General features: G+C 36.1%; 18 protein-coding genes and 3 pseudogenes. 1 reads left to right on the plus strand and 20 read right to left on the minus strand.

What is annotated here, in order from left to right; translation table 11 throughout:
* Window positions 1–133 precede the first annotated feature (133 nt).
* The 7 genes from MKX62_RS22800 to MKX62_RS22830 form a co-directional block, all read right to left on the minus strand.
* Window positions 134–709, minus strand: a complete 576-nt coding sequence (locus tag MKX62_RS22800) for a suppressor of fused domain protein (RefSeq protein WP_187045276.1) — start codon at window positions 707–709, stop codon at window positions 134–136.
* Between the two features lie 29 nt (window positions 710–738).
* Window positions 739–942 carry an HNH/ENDO VII family nuclease gene (locus MKX62_RS22805; protein ID WP_187045277.1) on the minus strand — a complete coding sequence of 68 codons (204 nt, stop codon included), beginning with the start codon at window positions 940–942 and terminating at the stop codon, window positions 739–741.
* 23 nt (window positions 943–965) lie between these two features.
* Window positions 966–1493, minus strand: a complete 528-nt coding sequence (locus MKX62_RS22810) for a hypothetical protein (RefSeq protein ID WP_340742429.1) — start codon at window positions 1491–1493, stop codon at window positions 966–968.
* Window positions 1468–2175, minus strand: a complete 708-nt coding sequence (locus MKX62_RS22815) for a ribonuclease YeeF family protein (RefSeq protein ID WP_340742430.1) — start codon at window positions 2173–2175, stop codon at window positions 1468–1470. Before MKX62_RS22815 ends, MKX62_RS22810 begins: the two co-directional genes overlap by 26 nt.
* A 546-nt stretch (window positions 2176–2721) precedes the next feature.
* The gene (locus MKX62_RS22820; protein WP_340742431.1) at window positions 2722–3066 is read right to left on the minus strand and encodes a DUF2185 domain-containing protein; all 345 of its coding nucleotides are present in this window, start codon (window positions 3064–3066) and stop codon (window positions 2722–2724) included.
* 397 nt (window positions 3067–3463) lie between these two features.
* Window positions 3464–3823 (minus strand): DUF4274 domain-containing protein, encoded by a 360-nt coding sequence (locus MKX62_RS22825; protein ID WP_422397632.1) that lies wholly within the window; start codon window positions 3821–3823, stop codon window positions 3464–3466.
* 133 nt (window positions 3824–3956) lie between these two features.
* On the minus strand, window positions 3957–4331 hold the full coding sequence (locus tag MKX62_RS22830; protein WP_338656049.1) for an immunity 22 family protein: 375 nt from the start codon (window positions 4329–4331) through the stop codon (window positions 3957–3959).
* Between the two features lie 204 nt (window positions 4332–4535).
* On the opposite strand from MKX62_RS22830, the pseudogene MKX62_RS22835 reads away from it, so the two are divergent.
* Window positions 4536–5682: pseudogene (locus MKX62_RS22835) on the plus strand (IS3 family transposase).
* Window positions 5683–6149: 467 nt separating this feature from the next.
* Here MKX62_RS22835 and MKX62_RS22840 read toward each other — a convergent pair.
* From MKX62_RS22840 to MKX62_RS22900, 13 genes and pseudogenes are all read right to left on the minus strand, one after another.
* Window positions 6150–6587, minus strand: a complete 438-nt coding sequence (locus tag MKX62_RS22840) for a DUF600 domain-containing protein (RefSeq protein WP_338656046.1) — start codon at window positions 6585–6587, stop codon at window positions 6150–6152.
* A 347-nt stretch (window positions 6588–6934) separates the two neighbouring features.
* Complete coding sequence (locus MKX62_RS22845) at window positions 6935–7264, minus strand: hypothetical protein (RefSeq protein WP_338656044.1); 330 nt, start codon at window positions 7262–7264, stop codon at window positions 6935–6937.
* 479 nt (window positions 7265–7743) lie between these two features.
* Complete coding sequence (locus tag MKX62_RS22850) at window positions 7744–7905, minus strand: immunity protein YezG family protein (RefSeq protein ID WP_338656043.1); 162 nt, start codon at window positions 7903–7905, stop codon at window positions 7744–7746.
* A gap of 406 nt (window positions 7906–8311) precedes the next feature.
* Window positions 8312–8770 (minus strand): DUF600 domain-containing protein, encoded by a 459-nt coding sequence (locus MKX62_RS22855; RefSeq protein ID WP_338656818.1) that lies wholly within the window; start codon window positions 8768–8770, stop codon window positions 8312–8314.
* 54 nt (window positions 8771–8824) lie between these two features.
* Window positions 8825–9145 (minus strand): DUF6572 domain-containing protein, encoded by a 321-nt coding sequence (locus MKX62_RS22860; RefSeq protein WP_338656041.1) that lies wholly within the window; start codon window positions 9143–9145, stop codon window positions 8825–8827.
* Between the two features lie 324 nt (window positions 9146–9469).
* Complete coding sequence (locus MKX62_RS22865; protein WP_338656037.1) at window positions 9470–9793, minus strand: hypothetical protein; 324 nt, start codon at window positions 9791–9793, stop codon at window positions 9470–9472.
* 136 nt (window positions 9794–9929) lie between these two features.
* Entirely contained in the window at window positions 9930–10439 is a 510-nt protein-coding gene (locus MKX62_RS22870) for an ankyrin repeat domain-containing protein (RefSeq protein ID WP_338656036.1), read from the minus strand.
* A gap of 23 nt (window positions 10440–10462) precedes the next feature.
* Window positions 10463–11605 carry a hypothetical protein gene (locus MKX62_RS22875; protein WP_338656034.1) on the minus strand — a complete coding sequence of 381 codons (1143 nt, stop codon included), beginning with the start codon at window positions 11603–11605 and terminating at the stop codon, window positions 10463–10465.
* 27 nt (window positions 11606–11632) lie between these two features.
* Complete coding sequence (locus MKX62_RS22880) at window positions 11633–12007, minus strand: LXG domain-containing protein (protein ID WP_338656033.1); 375 nt, start codon at window positions 12005–12007, stop codon at window positions 11633–11635.
* 226 nt (window positions 12008–12233) lie between these two features.
* Window positions 12234–12791 (minus strand): SMI1/KNR4 family protein, encoded by a 558-nt coding sequence (locus MKX62_RS22885; RefSeq protein ID WP_338656031.1) that lies wholly within the window; start codon window positions 12789–12791, stop codon window positions 12234–12236.
* 196 nt (window positions 12792–12987) lie between these two features.
* Window positions 12988–13455, minus strand: a complete 468-nt coding sequence (locus tag MKX62_RS22890; RefSeq protein WP_338656029.1) for a DUF6985 domain-containing protein — start codon at window positions 13453–13455, stop codon at window positions 12988–12990.
* A gap of 19 nt (window positions 13456–13474) precedes the next feature.
* Window positions 13475–14094, minus strand: a pseudogene (locus tag MKX62_RS22895) (HNH endonuclease).
* A 588-nt stretch (window positions 14095–14682) separates the two neighbouring features.
* Window positions 14683–15351 (minus strand): annotated as a pseudogene (locus MKX62_RS22900) (ribonuclease YeeF family protein); the annotation flags it as partial.
* Between the last annotated feature and the right edge of the window lie 388 nt (window positions 15352–15739).

Below are 15739 nucleotides of genomic sequence, written 5' to 3' on the forward strand. Positions count from 1 at the left end.
TTGTCACTTTATACAATTACATACGTCTGCCCACCGTCATAAGCTTTTGATTCAAAAATCAATTTGTTCAATCCCGAAACTGTTATACAAACCTTAAAAGGCAAAAGCCAATCAAGGTCAACAAACTAGAAAATCACAATATTGATTCTCGTTCTAGATCAAAAATATCTATTTTTCCCTTCCCAAATAATTCTTCTAATGAATCTGTTCCTTTATCTTGAGCAAATAAATACTCATTTCCAGATATTGGAACTGCGAGCAACCATGCAACTTTTTTGTTTGGAAAATCAATCGTCTTTAAGTCTTCCCACAAGAAAGGTGAAACAAATAGCATATGTTTCATCTCACTATTGGGATAATACATCTTTATTATATCTCGAAATACTTCACCATGGAAAACCGAAAATTTTGAATTTATAATACAAAAAGCACAAGTAGCCAATACATTAGAAAATTGTCCATACTCTGTTGCACTTGCTCCCACAATTTCTATTCGTAAAGGAGTTTCATCAACAGTAAATCCAATTGAATGGTTGGATAGTCCAATAGTCGAGTATGATGTTACACCATCAAAGGGTCTGTTTATCGTTGATAGCATATCAATGTTACTGACATTACTATCGTCCCAGAACTTCGAGACACTGGGTTTGCCACCTAAGGCATGTAAGGCTGACTTTGCAATTATTTTATTTTCATTAGAAATACTCATAGTAAACCTCCTTAAAACACTATTTAATCTTAATCTCCGAAATAATTGCCCGTCAAATCTTCACCTTTATGGCTTCTATTAGAAGAAGGTAGCTCAGGCCGATAGTGGTCTGGATTATTGTGTTCATCTAGAAACTCTTTTCTTGAAATTCCTCTTTCTTGTGCACTTTGTTGATGCTTTCTAAATTCGTATCCTGGTTTATGTCCCATTTCCCATGGTACTTCTTTATTCATTACTTTTACAGTACCTGGGTCTATTACTTTACCTTTAGCTTTGTCCCAAGCTTCATCCCTAACCCCTTTTCTATAACCAGACGGACAGCTATATGTCTTCTCAATCTTACCAGTACCCTTAGACTTATTTTCAACTGCAGAAGTCTTCTTAACGGAAAGATTCCCTTTATATTTGGATGGCTTAACTCCAGGGATGATAGCGAGCACCATTTTCCGAAGCCTTTACGGAAGATTGCATTCGGCTGGATATAATCCACAAATGCTAGCTTCGTACCTTCAAAATAGTTGTCGAGCTCACGAAAACCACCGTCATCGAATTCTTCTTCCACTTCTTTAACCACTTCGTATTGAATCGGCTTTCTTGTCCCAAGTTGGTATTCTTTTACAATCAAACCGTTTTCATAGATGTGGAATTTTAACAGATTGTAGCTTCCATAAGCTCCACGCTCGATTGTCTCGGTTCTTTTACTTTCAAGTGTCTGGAAGGCTCCTGCTTTGATTTCCGTGCCGATCAGATTATCCTGATTACTTTTCCCTAGGCCCCCCCGCAACCGCTGTGGCCTGTTGATCGATGGCTGTTTGCAATCCGCTGTTCAGTGTAATTGCCGCCCACTGTTTAGACTCAAAATGGACGCCGGTGAGTCCTTCTCTGAAGAGACTTTCGATATCTGCAAGCCATGTCTCCATGATGGAAAGGTCATTCTCTATCGCTATTAAAGCCCTCGTCTGGTTCGCATCAAATTCATACAAATCGGCAATCGTTTGATCCCGTTTTCTCCGCGCATCCCGCACCCCCTCCTGCACATCACTATCATTCAGATGTGGAAGGGCAACGATATCGGCGACCTGATTCATAATGTCGTTCGCTTCGTCGGTGAGACTGCTTGTCAGTTGTGAAATTTCTGTAAGTCCGGCTTCAACTTCTCCTTCAAGGAATGTTTCACGGATGAACCCGTTCGCATCCGGCTCCAATGCATCAAGTGCAGAATCCATTTGGGTGAGGACATTTACGTAAATGCTTTTGAATGTCATGAAAAACTGTAAGAACGGCAGCTGGCACTCCGCATAAAATGCACGGATTGCGTCACCACCTTGCCCTTTCAATGAGTCTTCCATCGCAACGAGTCCTTCGACTGCGGTCTCGATTGCTTTTATTTCATTTTCCAAACGATATAGCATGGTATTATTCCGCCGCAAGCCATTGTGGAATGGGCTAATATTTACTACTTTCATAGCTCCATCGGTATATATGAAAATGAACCTATCAAATATATAAATCTGTATCTTCTCTTTGATAGGTTCCAAGGCATTTTATATTGTTGAATTTCTGATGAAGATCAGTAAAGTCTACACCATTTTCTATGAAAAGCTTTGTAAGTACATCCAGTTCATTTTTTTCATAATTACACTATCAGAAGTTATCTCGTTTAGAACTTGTCTACCGATTCGTTAAACAAATGATGCAGGCAGTAAATAAAGTAAATCGAATTGTTTCGGCGCTCAAGAGGGGATTCAAAAATCGACGATATTCCCGTCCGTATTAGTGCGCTTAAAAATCTGGATTCACTCATAAATACTAGCCTACAACTTCAAGCAGTCACAAAATATGAGGACAAGACAGCCTAACAGGCATGTTAAAGGCTGCTCCTCTCGCAGTTTCCATTAAATATTAAGTTTTTAAACTCCGCCTTTTTGGGATTGAATAATCTTACTCTTCCAAACTATTTCTTCATCGTCCTTAAGAACCTAGCAAAATAGTAAATGAAAAGTAATCACATTTTAATTATTTTTTAGTATATCACTTATAGAGGTTTCCCTATCTCCTTTTAAATCATAAAAGCCTAGATGAATCCCCTCTTCGTATAACCAACACAAATCAGTTCCATAATGAGCATCAAAAACCTCTAAGATTACGGGAGAGATTCTATAAATAGATTCAGCATTTAATACTATAAAATTATCTGCATTACTAATATAATTATCATCATCGATCGTAGAATATAGATTCCATCCATTTAATTGCGGGATAGGGCTTTTTTCTCGAAAAGAGTATCTAATTGGTAAACCTGAATTAATGTTTTTAGAAACTATAAATCCACCGTAATCACTATTTTTAATTTCCATTTTTAAACTCCTTTATAATTTCTACAACATCATTTAAGCGCCTAAGCATTTTCAATGGATAGTTTCAGTTACAATTTAATTAGCGGACTTTTTCAGTGTCCACGATTTCTCCAAAGGGTGTTTCTAGCGCTCTTCAATTAGATTCAACTCTTATTTTTCTATCCAACTTAGTGTACCCTATCCATACACCCTATTCTTGTTGTTTACCGTCAATCCAAGATAAAGAAGGTTTGTCAGTTATCGTTAAATTTCTGATAAAAATCAGTAAAGTCTACATTATTTTCTATGAAAAGCTTTGTAAGTACACCCAGTTCTTTATAGTGGTGCATTCGACACTAGGTATCCCCTCAACAAAAAACCTTGAAAGGGACTTGGCTATCAAGGTTTTAAAATCACATTATATATTAGGAATATCAACTAATTCACCTGGTGATTTACTAATAAGCAAATCTGGTATATTCGGGTTACTTTTTCTAATCCTATATATCTGAATTTTTGTTAATTCAGGTTCAAATGATATATTCCGTGTCTTAAAACCCATTTTTAATAGTTTATTATAAAGATTTAATAAAAAATCCTTCCACTCTTCTAATGCTGAATTTGAAACTCCCTCTGGATTTTCTAACATTTGAAATCCATCTGCGTAATGAAATATTAGTAATCCTGTTCCTAAATCACAATACTCATTTTCAATGAGTGCTTTTGGAACATCAAACCCACTATTCCAGTTATAATTTGCTGTAAAAAAATGGATCATTAGTGAATTGTCTACATTGCTTAATTGACTGATTAAATTATTTTTATCCGTATTATAAAGCAGTTCTTCCAGAAAAACTAATTTCTGTGTTGCCCATCAATTAAGTCTATTTTCCATACTTATAAGTGTTTTCTTACTCATAATTTGTAGTAGTAATAAAGTCAAAAGCATTAGTTGAAGTAATTTCATTGTTATACTCAAAGTTATATATCAGAATTACTGCATTATATGATTTTTTTAAGTCTATACTTTTCTTAAATTGTGGGATGATAATTTCTTCATACGAACACCCAGCTAATAATGTGAAAATATCATTACTACTATTCTTATAGACCGCTTTTTCTATAGTATCCTCATCTGTTTCATCCATATCAATATTAAAATCCATAAAAAATTTGGAAGGTACAGACTCGCCATCCTCATCATACGTTAAATCTACATACTCTCCTATAGAGTCCTCATCTTTAATATTACCTAACCAAAAAGAAACCCATCCTTGTTTTTCCATTATAGTATCCTCCTACTTTAATTTAAGACCTTTCGGTAAAGATGAAACCCCACCCTCTAGTCTATAATTAGCCCAATTATTAAGTCGTCTTACAAATGTATTATAGTCGCTAGAAGTATCTAGGCTTACTGGATAGGTTACACTTAGTTGGACAATCAAATTAAGGGCTAGTAGAATAATACACAAGAAGTGAGGAGATCTACTATGTCCGTAAAAAGAAGATCATTTTCTACAGATTTCAAAAAACAAGTGGTTGCCCTATATGAAAATGGGAAAAGCCGACAAGATATTGTCAAAGAATATGAATTAACCGCATCTGCTCTTGATAGGTGGATTACACAATTCAGGCAGTCAGGTTCTTTCTTAGAGAAAGATAATCAATCTCCAGAGGAACAGGAATTGATTGCCTTACGGAAGAGAAATAAGCAACTAGAAATGGAAGTAGATATTTTAAAGCAAGCAGCGCTGATCATTGGACGAAAATAGATGTGATTCAACAAAACCGTCACACCTATTCGGTATCAGCAATGTGTAAAGTCCTGAAAATTGCGCGTAGCACCTTCTATTATGACACTGAAGTATCCGCTCAAAAAGAACAAGTAAAGCAGGAAGAAGAACGCGTATTAAAAGAAAAGATCGCTAAGGTTTTCAATGAAAACCGACACGTTTATGGTACTCGGAAACTAAAAATAGAACTAGATAAAGAGACAGAAGGCCTTACGATCTCGAGACGCCGAATTGGAAGATTGATGAGCGAACTTGGACTTCAATCAAAATACGCCAAACCTTCCTATAAACCAATGGCAACAAGACCAAATGAAGAATCCGTTCGAAACGTATTAAATCGAGAATTTGAAGTGGACAAAGAGATGTCCGTGTTAGTAAGCGACTTAACATACGTAAAAGTAGGATATCGCTGGAGTTACGTTTGTTTCTTAATCGATCTATACAATCGTGAAATTGTCGGATGGAGCGTCGGAGCACAAAAAGACGCTACTCTAGTTCAGCGTGCCTTCGATTCTGTAAAATACCCATTGGGAAACGTGAACTTATTTCATACAGATCGCGGTTCTGAATTTAAAAACGTTGGTATCGATGAATTATTAAGTGGATACAAAATTAAAAGATCACTTAGCCATAAAGGGAATCCTTATGATAATGCGGTGGCAGAGGCAACATTTAAGATTTTAAAAACAGAATTGATCAACGGAGCACACTATCAAACCCTAACCAGCTGTCCCTTGAGCTTTTCGATTATGTCAATTGGTATAATAATATCCGTTCGCACAGTACATTAGGCTACCTAAGTCCGGTTGCTTATAAAAAAATAGCCTTTAATAATATCGTTTGATTTAGTGTTGACATACCATACCCTTAAATTAGGTATTGTATCTGAATCAGGTACCTTAATTTAAGGATACTGCTTTAAGAGTGAGCTACATTGTTCATAGGTCTTTTAATGAACTGCTGAAAGCTATAGAGTAGCTTATAGTTTGTGAAAACTTGCAACTTCATTTAATCTATCCAATCCAACACCACTAACCACTAGTCTGCTCCTCTTTCGTGACGAATGAAATAGACCATGCCTTCATAATCGCTTCAAGAATTTAGTAAAAGGTACCTCTAGTTCACGCACAGCAGATTTAATAGTCACCGTTCTTCCCCCTTGGTATTATTAAATTGAGGTGTGACCATTGTCTTCAACTCCTTCTTTTAGTGAATTTGAGGATTCGTAGTTCAAAGATTGGCACTACTCCTATAACCTAAAAATAATGGTTTTCTAATTTACAACTATTTAACATTAAGAAAACCTTATTTTCATGCAACTTCTTTAATCCATTTCCCGAAAATATCTGACGGCATTAAATCTTTGGAATTTGAGTATTGAATATCATAACTATACTTTCCATTCAGAGAATTCTTTTCGACATTATAAGATAGTTTCATTTCAGTGGGCATCTCTCTATTAAACTCTTTAAATTTATCATGTATTTGTTCCAAGTCTTCTCTTCCAATCTTCATGAGGGTGTTTTGTCGTTCAATAGAAGTATCATAAACATATCCGGCGGAAAATTCATTTAACATATGCTTATGAACAATACTCCCATTAACTTTATAAAATACATTAAAATAATATGTTTCTGGTTCGTAGGAGCAGTAAATATATATCTCCTCTGCCTTTCCATTTACATATTCCAAGCAAATAGAAACCATATCACCTTGTAGTTCTGAAAAATAATCTTCAAATACTTTCATTTTATAAAAACACCTCTATCTCTAGTTTTTTATTGTAATAGCATCATATACACCGTCAATAGTGTCAATGCCCTGTCATAATTCCCTCTCCCATATAAAATGTAATCTCACCTATTTATCGTACTGTTCTAACAAACCGAGTATTAAAATATAATACCCTGAAAGTACAACCATCAGCCTTTATTTTTAAATAAACGGTTCTTTTCTTTCCACTGCAAATATACTTTATCTTTATTCATCTACATATATGCTTATATATGTTTATTTTCAACACCATAACTTTTATTATTTTGTTTACAATTCAATATATAAAGTTGAAACTGAACGTTTTAATACTCTACTCTTTTTTAATCATCACCTAAAATCCTATCATCTAGCTTTTCTCTGTCTTCAGCAATTTGTTCATATGAACTAATAAGGTTACTAATATAATCAATTTGAACCTCTCTATCATCTTGAAACAAATGTATTGTAGCCCCCTTACTTATTACAGCTTCCATTGTTTTCTTAAAATCTTTTAATTCATCCGTATCAATATAATCACATTCTAGTACTACTTTACTATCTTCTATATTTTCTTTAATATCTTGAATACTCGCCCTATTATTCTGTCTGATAATAGGTACATACTTTAATTTATTGGAATCATTATCTATTTTCAATTTCATCTTTACCATAAAATTTTACCTCCCTAAAAGTCTTTAATTGGTATTATAGGCTCACCCGGATTACTATTCCTCCAATTCCCACCATGCCATCCTTTTAAATGTTCATTAAAAGTTGCTGGATAGATTATTTCTCCTTTATCAGCAAGATGTGGATATTTCGAAGCACTATAACTATGATGCCCTGCAGTTGGTTTACCAGCAAGAATAAGCCTACATCAGTTTCTATGAAAATCTATGTAAGTACATCCAGTTTAATCTTTTTATAATTACGCGTGTCCGTTAAATACCTTCTTTGCCGTTCGAATAAAGAGGTAAATATACTTTTCGATACGGGGGAGGAAAATACCTTTTAGGGTTGGGTAGGGCCGCGAAATGTGAGTTCAATATAAAAACATCTTAACTGAGTGGTTAATATTCGTTCTATCAAGATTTATTAATTATTGTTCGTTATCGTTTTCATTCTCTTTTTCTTCAATTGATTGTAAATACTACCTTAAGAATTCTTGGTCATCTTCATCCTCAGGTAAACGCCCTAGGTACTTATACTTCCAAAAAATTCGCCTTTCATAATCATCTGCTTCCGATAAATCCTCGTAGTCATATTCAATCTTTAATTTACCTTCACTAAAAGTAAATGTGAGATTATCCAAGGTTCTTGGACATTATTTTTAAATTCATACCAAAGTTTTTCTAAAACGGGGCAATCAACGGCAGGTGACACTCCGCATAAAATGCGCGGCATGTCTACCCTGCCAAGTCGTGGCCGAAAGTTTTGGTTCTAAACATTTGTGTTCATTCGTGCCCTTTAGACAATAAATCAGCTCCTCATCTCATAATACGAATGATTTAAGACAAAGGAAAAACGCCACAGCAAATTATTTTCACTGTGGCGTTTTATATATAATTAATTGTCGGCAATCTGTATATAAAAAGCATTCATACTAATACCAGAGACTCATATACATCTTTAATTCAAGTTACTCGAAGATCTAAGATTCAGTGTAGGAGAATAAAGTTTTCAAACTACCAATTCCCATGTAATGCTAGTTATTAACTCTAACTATTATCTTTACTTATTTCCTCGAACCATTCCATTGCAACATCATCCGCTGTCTTAACAGGGTCATCAGAATAAACTAGTTCGTATTTATATTCCGCTTTCAGGCGATTTTCTTCTATATTATATATTAATTTCATTTCTGTTGGTATTTCCCTATTATATTCCTTGCATAAATTTATTACACTTTTAATATCCATATTCAAAATTTTAACAACACCACTCTGCCTTTGAACAGATACATCATAGTTATTTTCTCCACTAGATAACATATCATTTAATTTGTGACGTTCTACTACCTTACCATTAATATTATAAAAATAATCACTTGATACAATTCCTTCTTCAAAAGAACAATAAATATATATTTTTTCAGCCCTTTCTTCTACATACTCTAAACAAATTGATACCATATCTGTTTGTATCTCACTAAAATAGTCTTCAAATACTTTACTCATCAATTCTTGGTTCTTCTGATTTTTACCCATGCCGTCCCTTGGTCTCCTCCCATTTTAATCTCCACTTTCTACTAGATGGATATTATATTCTCTTAATTGTGTATTAATCCCTTCGAAAAATTTTAAACAATTCTCAGTGGCTTCATATTTAAATCTTACATTAATAACGTAATATTCAAATGCTATATTTGGATAGATATCTGAATACTGATTTGATTCAATAAATCCTAAATACGCATTAATTTTATCTTGTAAAAGTGCTAAATGCCCTAATTCATCATCCCAATCCAAATGGTCTGCAAGCATCAACATCAAGCCATTCCCGTCCTTGCTTATACCCGTAGCATCTATTTTATCAGTTTCTATTATAGACATATTATTCTCCTCTCTAATCCGGTCTAATAATCTCAACTTTAGTAGGCGGCATAGGAGTACCTCCTTTAAATATTCCTTTTCCTACTACACTTCCCCCACCACTTTGTAATTCTGGAAATCCTTTTGTTTGATTTTTTGTTAATGGTGCAGTTACTGATGATTTATACTCTTGAATCACTATATCACCGGTAAATTTATTCGTTCCAATTGCATCAACTCTAATTTTTGTGCCTTGATTTGTTTTTTAGTTACTTGTTCTACTACATTATCTGCAATTTTCTCAAACTTTGGTAATTCTGCCTGTTCAAAAGCTCTTCCTTTCGATCAATTCTGAGCTAATATTTCAGCCTTATTACCATTCTCAACCACTTTCCCGGTATCCTTAGGCTTCTCCTCTACTGTTGATGTCTTCTTACCAGAAATATCTTCTTTATATTTGACAGATTTATTTCCCGTGATAAGGGGGAGCGCCATTTTTTTGAAGCCTTTTTGGACGATTGCCCTCGGATGGATATAATCCACAAATGCTAGCTTCGTACCTTCAAAATAGTTGTTGAGCTCACGTACACCACCGTCATCGAATTCTTCTTCCGCTTCTTTAACCACTTCGTATTGAATCGACTTTCTCGTCCCAAAATTCTTGCACAAAAAAAAGCATTTTTTGCCTAATTGCAATCAAATGCTTAATAATTAGCTATATAAAATAAATCATTAATATTCTATCTTTAAACCAATGAGTCTGTTAAATTTCGTGATTTATCGGCTTATTCTCTGTAACACTTTTTCATTCTTTTTCATCCATCTTTTGCTTTAAATATTTCGCGATTTTTATTTGTCCTCTTTCAATGGCAAAGGCATGAGCATTCATATCTTTCATACTTTCACCAGAGTATTTTATAGTGATATCTATATTATTCTCAACTAACAATTCAACAATCTCAAAATTAGCACCATATATTGCAGCAAACAGGGGATTTCTATCTGGTTCACTAGTATCAATCTCAACATTATGGTTAATGAGATATTCAACAATATCTAAATAACCTTTTGTAGCCGCTCTTTCCAGAGCATTTGTAGAAAAAGTTCCACCCTGTGCATTAATATCTATCCCGGCATTAATAAGAAATTCTATTATTTCTAAATGCCCATGAGCTGCTGCTACATGTAACCATGTACCAAAAGGTGTCATCCATTTTAACATTTCTGGTTCTTTCTCAAGTAAGTCTCTTAATATATCCAATTGGCCATTTTTGATGGCACCTCTAATGTCTTTTGCAATTTTAGTCTTATCCATTTTAGTTTCTCCTTTAATTCTTATCATCTAGAAGCAGCTTGTTTTCCCAGGTCTTCTAGTATTTCAATAATATCATCTAAGTCCGCACCTGCAGCATCAACTGCTTTCAATTGGTTAACAACATTTTCTAAAGCTGATATATTATGTTGCCCAGCAATTCTATTTGGTGCCCAAACTAAATTTTCTTTACCAATTATAGGTTCAATACCATATTTCCTTAATATTTCTTGACCTTCTTGAACAAGTTTTTGTTGAGCCTCACCTAGACCTTTTTTGAATAAAATATGATGAGCATGTGAATCTACCATATCAACAGGCGGGTCACCTATTAATCCTCGTAGATACTTACCAAAATCAATTTTAATTAATGCTTCATCATATTCTTTAGTGATGCCTAAATCAGACATCTTTTTTCTAATCTCAGACAGCTCATCTACACTAAAAGTATTATTCTGAATAGCATTTTTTAGCTTAGTCAACTTAGCAGCATCAGCATTCCCTTTCACAATTATATCATCAAGATAATCACTTACGGTATTACCTGTAGCCGTACCACTAACCTTCTCAACTTTCTTAGGACTTATCCACTTCACAATTGAAGATTTCCTAACAAGTCTAATACCCGCGTTACCCGCTTTTATCGCTGGCCCAAAAGGGGTAATCGAGGCCATGGACAGTCCCTTGGCCATGTAGGAACTATCGGGATCCGTGATTGTTTTTAAGTCATCCAGGATTAAGAAGTTAGCTACTCCCAACCCGGCTTTATCAATGAGGCTCAGTTCTTTGGGTCCGTAATCCTTTGAAACACGAACGAGTCCTTGGTTCATCATGATGTATTCGCCCGTATTCGGATCGATTGCGTAGTCATTCACAGGATTACCCACATGTTGTTCTTTTTCCATTGCGGCATAGAGTGCTTTCATCTGCTCATCTTCAGAAGTATTTGCCCCTACTAGATTGCCAGGTTCATTACCGGATCCTTGTCCCCCATTTACGCCGTCCATCCCGGCAGTTCGTTGTGCTAAATCTGTCTGAAGTGTATTTTTCGATGATAATGCTGCCCATTTATCCATTGGGAAGTCAATGGCCGTCACACCGTCTGTGAATAATCCTTCGATATCAGAAATCCATGTTTCCATCGTCTTCAGGTCATTCTCTATCGTCATCAAAGCCCTCGTCTGGTTCGCATCAAATTAATACAAATCGGCAATCGTTCGATCCCGTTTCCTCCGCGCATCCCGAACCCCCTCCTGCACATCACTATCATTCAAATGTGGAAGGGCAACGATATCGGCGACCTGATTCATAATGTCGTTCGCTTCGTCGGTGAGACTGCTTGTCAGTTGTGAAATTTCTGTAAGTCCGGCTTCAACTTCTCCTTCAAGGAATGTTTCACGGATGAACCCGTTCGCATTCGGTTCCAGTGCATCGAGTACGGAATCCATTTGGGTGAGGACATTTACGTAATTGCTTTTGAACGTCATGAAAAACTGTAAGAACGGCAGGTGGCACTCCGCATAAAATGCACGGATTGCATCACCCCCTTGTCCTTTCAATGAATCTTCCATCCCAACAAGTCATAAGTGAAAGGTTCCTGCTTGTAAAATGATTCAGGCTTGCCATAGAACCTAACACCTTTTTTCAACTATTTTTATAATATTCTGTCTTTAAAAACATTCCTTATGCATTAATACAATTCTAGTGAACTAAAATATCTAGAAATTAAAAAATGAAGACCACAGTCATGAATAACTGTGGTCTTCCAGAAACAATTCAGACTATTAATTACCAAGTTTATTCTTTCAACATCTCAAGAAAACTCTCGAAATTAGCACTTACATATATTATGGCCGGATAAAAAGTATCGGATTCCTCGTGTAACCAAAGAGATACTGTTGGAATCATATTTTCCCGGAAATCTAAACAAATGAAGTCCCCACCAAATGCGGTGGCTATAGGGATTAATTCATCTCCAATCAACTCTGGATTATCTGTCAATCTATCGTCAATTTGACTTAAGACAACAGCAATATCATACTCGCCTAAATCTGATTCCTTAGGGTTTTCAGAAATACATAAAAAGCGTTCTAATACATTTTCTTTGCCATTGACAAGAAATTTATTAGTTATAGGAATCCCACCATTATAGTGTTTAATAAACTCTAAGAATGACTCTGGATATATTACATTACTGTAATTCTCTAATTTTTTTATTCGTTCATTGCTAGGTGCATGTATATACGAGTTTTTTCTATTTTCACATTTCCCCCTACCTTCCACCTGGTCTATATGCCCAATGATTTTGGGTTCTTCCACCAATAGCTTCATCAAACCATTCGAATTGTTTACCATCTGTTGCATCCCACAGATATTTAGGTAGCTCAATTCGTTTTTGAACTTTTTTTTTCATGACAAAATCCACTTTTTGTACCTTTTTCAATAAAGTAGTCCCGATGAATCATTCGGGATAATATATAGTTATATTGCTCTCCCGTGTTCATAACTTATTAACCTTCCCATAACAATCCTTGTTAATAAATTACGTTATTCAAATCGCAACATCCTGGTAACCTACTTCAGTCACCTTTTCATCTAATAAACGAAGCCCCAGTCCATTTTCCACATCCCATGTACACCTAAAAAGTATACCAATATCACGGCCCTCAAAAATATCTCCATACGAAACAACAATTCCTTCCAAAGTAAACATCTCAATAAGTTGGTCGGTTGTTTTAACTAAGGGGTAATTCTCATTAAATTCAATATCATAACCCATTTCATGCCGTTTTTGTTGGTAATAGTCTAAAATAGGTTGCAAGAAGCCTTGCTGCAATTGCTCCCAATTTTGCATTAATGATTGATATGCCGTATATTGTTCTTCATCAAACTTACCATCTTCTTCACCTTTAACCATGAATGCTATCTCGGTTTCTTTCCCTAAAAAATTTATGGTAGTGTCCTTAGACCAAACATAATCATATTCGAGTTCACCAAAAATCAGATCGTTAATTTTCATTTTTAAAATCCCCTTTTTTTTATTTTTCGGCAAATCCTTTGGGTTCAAACGCCCCTGCATTTATCTCACCTACACCACCTAGATGCCCGAACTTACCGTTTATCTCTGTCGGTACAAGCTGCACTGTCTTCACATCATTCAATTCATGCCATGTTAATTTGTTTTTGCTTCGATATTTTTCTATGTCCCTAGCAGTAATCCCACCAGTTCCCATCCCCAATTGACGTGCTAACTCGGGGGAATTGTTGAGCTGTTCGGCCAATTTATGATCTGATTGAACAAAATTATTAGTTCTAGCTTTCCCTCCCAAATCCCCTTTACCTCCTAACATATAGTCGATTTCCACCTGTGCTTTTGCTACTGGCGCGAAATCAGGGACTCCATTTTTATATTGTATACCATCAATACCGGCCTCATCTAAAATTTTTTTAATTTTGGGTCAGTCGATGGCTTAAGGGAGGCTAGTGATTCACCCCTCGTCCCTTCAAATTGGGCATTTGGATTTGTTTTCGCAGGTGTTTGATTAATTCTTGCTTCATATGAACTAGCAAATTCAGTTTGCTTAAAAGCAGGTGGTACATCACTTCCATTATTACCTTTTTGTTTATTTGTAGCTGTTTTCGTATCAAAGTCATCCACATTTGTTTTTTTACTTCCACCAGAACTACCTTTTCCCGTAGCCTTTCCAATATCCCCCTCAACTTTCTTAGGACTTATCCACTTCACAATTGAAGACTTCCTAACAAGTCTAATACCCGCGTTACCCGCTTTTATCGCTGGCCCAAAAGGGGTAATCGAGGCCATGGACAGTCCCTTGGCCATGTAGGAACTATCGGGATCCGTGATTGTTTTTAAGTCATCCAGGATTAAGAAGTTAGCTACTCCCAACCCGGCTTTATCAATGAGGCTCAGTTCTTTGGGTCCGTAATCCTTTGAAACACGAACGAGTCCTTGGTTCATCATGATGTATTCGCCCGTATTCGGATCGATTGCGTAGTCATTCACAGGATTACCCACATGTTGTTCTTTTTCCATTGCGGCATAGAGTGCCTTCAACTGCTCATCTTCAGACGTATTCGCCCCTACTAGATTGCCAAGTTCATCACCGGATCCTTGTCCCCCATTTACGCCGTCCATCCCGGCTGTCCGTTGTGCTAAATCTGTCTGAAGTGTATTTTTCGCCGACAATGCTGCCCATTTATCCATCGGGAAGTCGATGGCCGTCACACCGTCAGTGAACAATCCTTCAATATCAGAAAGCCATTTTTCCATTGTCTTCAGATCATTCTCTATCGCTATTAAAGCCCTCGTCTGGTTCGCATCAAATTCATACAAATCGGCAATCGTTCGATCCCGTTTCCTCCGCACATCCCGAACCCCCTCCTGGACATCACTATCATTCAGATGTGGAAGGGCAACGATATCGGCGACCTGATTCATAATGTCGTTGGCTTCGTCGGTGAGACTGCTTGTCATTTGTGAAATTTCTGTAAGTCCGGCTTCAACTTCTCCTTCAAGGAATGTTTCACGGATGAACCCGTTCATATCTGGCTCCAATGCATCGAGTGCGGAATCCATTTGGGTGAGGACATTTACGTAATTGCTTTTGAATGTCATGAAAAACTGTAAGAACGGCAGGTGGCACTCCGCATAAAATGCACGGATTGCATCTCCTCCTTGTCCTTTCAATGAGTCTTCCATCGCAACGAGTCCTTCGACTGCGGTCTCGATTGCATTCATTTCATTTTCCAATCGATTCAGCATGGTATTATTCCGCCGCAAGCCATCGTGGAAAGGACTGATATTCACTACTTTCATAGCGCCATCAGTATATATTAAAAAGGAACCTATCAAATACATAAATCTGTATCTTGTCTTTGATAGGTTCCAAGGCATTTTATATTATTGAATTTCTGATGAAGATCAGTAAAGTCTACATCATTTTCTATGAAAAGCTTTGTAAGTACTTCCAGTTCATTTTTTCATAATTACACTATCAGAAGTTATCTCGTTTAGAACCTGACTTCCGATTCGTACAGCAAATGATACAGGCAGTAAATAATTTAAATGGAATTGTTTTGGCGCTCAAGAGGGGATTCAAAATCGACGATATTCCCGTCCGTGGATTAGTGCGCTCAAACCGCATCAAATATACTAGTAATTCTCATCCTTTCCTGCTATTCATATTTATGACCCCTATTAGCTATATTTACATACACCCTATTCTTGTTGTTTGCCGACAATCCAAGATAAAGAAGGTTTGTCAGTTTAACATCATGAGCAG

Source organism: Sporosarcina sp. FSL K6-5500 (genome assembly GCF_038005665.1).
GTDB classification, from domain to species: Bacteria; Bacillota; Bacilli; order Bacillales_A; family Planococcaceae; genus Sporosarcina; species Sporosarcina psychrophila.

Coding starts and splice junctions, on each gene's coding strand:
- MKX62_RS22800 (WP_187045276.1), bottom strand. CDS start 709: ATGAGTATTTCTAATGAAAATAAAATAATTGCAAAGTCAGCCTTACAT.
- MKX62_RS22805 (WP_187045277.1), bottom strand. CDS start 942: ATGAATAAAGAAGTACCATGGGAAATGGGACATAAACCAGGATACGAA.
- MKX62_RS22815 (WP_340742430.1), bottom strand. CDS start 2,175: ATGAAAGTAGTAAATATTAGCCCATTCCACAATGGCTTGCGGCGGAAT.
- MKX62_RS22820 (WP_340742431.1), bottom strand. CDS start 3,066: ATGGAAATTAAAAATAGTGATTACGGTGGATTTATAGTTTCTAAAAAC.
- MKX62_RS22825 (WP_422397632.1), bottom strand. CDS start 3,823: ATGATCCATTTTTTTACAGCAAATTATAACTGGAATAGTGGGTTTGAT.
- MKX62_RS22830 (WP_338656049.1), bottom strand. CDS start 4,331: ATGGAAAAACAAGGATGGGTTTCTTTTTGGTTAGGTAATATTAAAGAT.
- MKX62_RS22840 (WP_338656046.1), bottom strand. CDS start 6,587: ATGAAAGTATTTGAAGATTATTTTTCAGAACTACAAGGTGATATGGTT.
- MKX62_RS22845 (WP_338656044.1), bottom strand. CDS start 7,264: ATGGTAAAGATGAAATTGAAAATAGATAATGATTCCAATAAATTAAAG.
- MKX62_RS22855 (WP_338656818.1), bottom strand. CDS start 8,770: ATGAGTAAAGTATTTGAAGACTATTTTAGTGAGATACAAACAGATATG.
- MKX62_RS22860 (WP_338656041.1), bottom strand. CDS start 9,145: ATGTCTATAATAGAAACTGATAAAATAGATGCTACGGGTATAAGCAAG.
- MKX62_RS22870 (WP_338656036.1), bottom strand. CDS start 10,439: ATGGATAAGACTAAAATTGCAAAAGACATTAGAGGTGCCATCAAAAAT.
- MKX62_RS22875 (WP_338656034.1), bottom strand. CDS start 11,605: ATGACGATAGAGAATGACCTGAAGACGATGGAAACATGGATTTCTGAT.
- MKX62_RS22880 (WP_338656033.1), bottom strand. CDS start 12,007: ATGGAAGATTCATTGAAAGGACAAGGGGGTGATGCAATCCGTGCATTT.
- MKX62_RS22885 (WP_338656031.1), bottom strand. CDS start 12,791: ATGGTAAACAATTCGAATGGTTTGATGAAGCTATTGGTGGAAGAACCC.
- MKX62_RS22890 (WP_338656029.1), bottom strand. CDS start 13,455: ATGAAAATTAACGATCTGATTTTTGGTGAACTCGAATATGATTATGTT.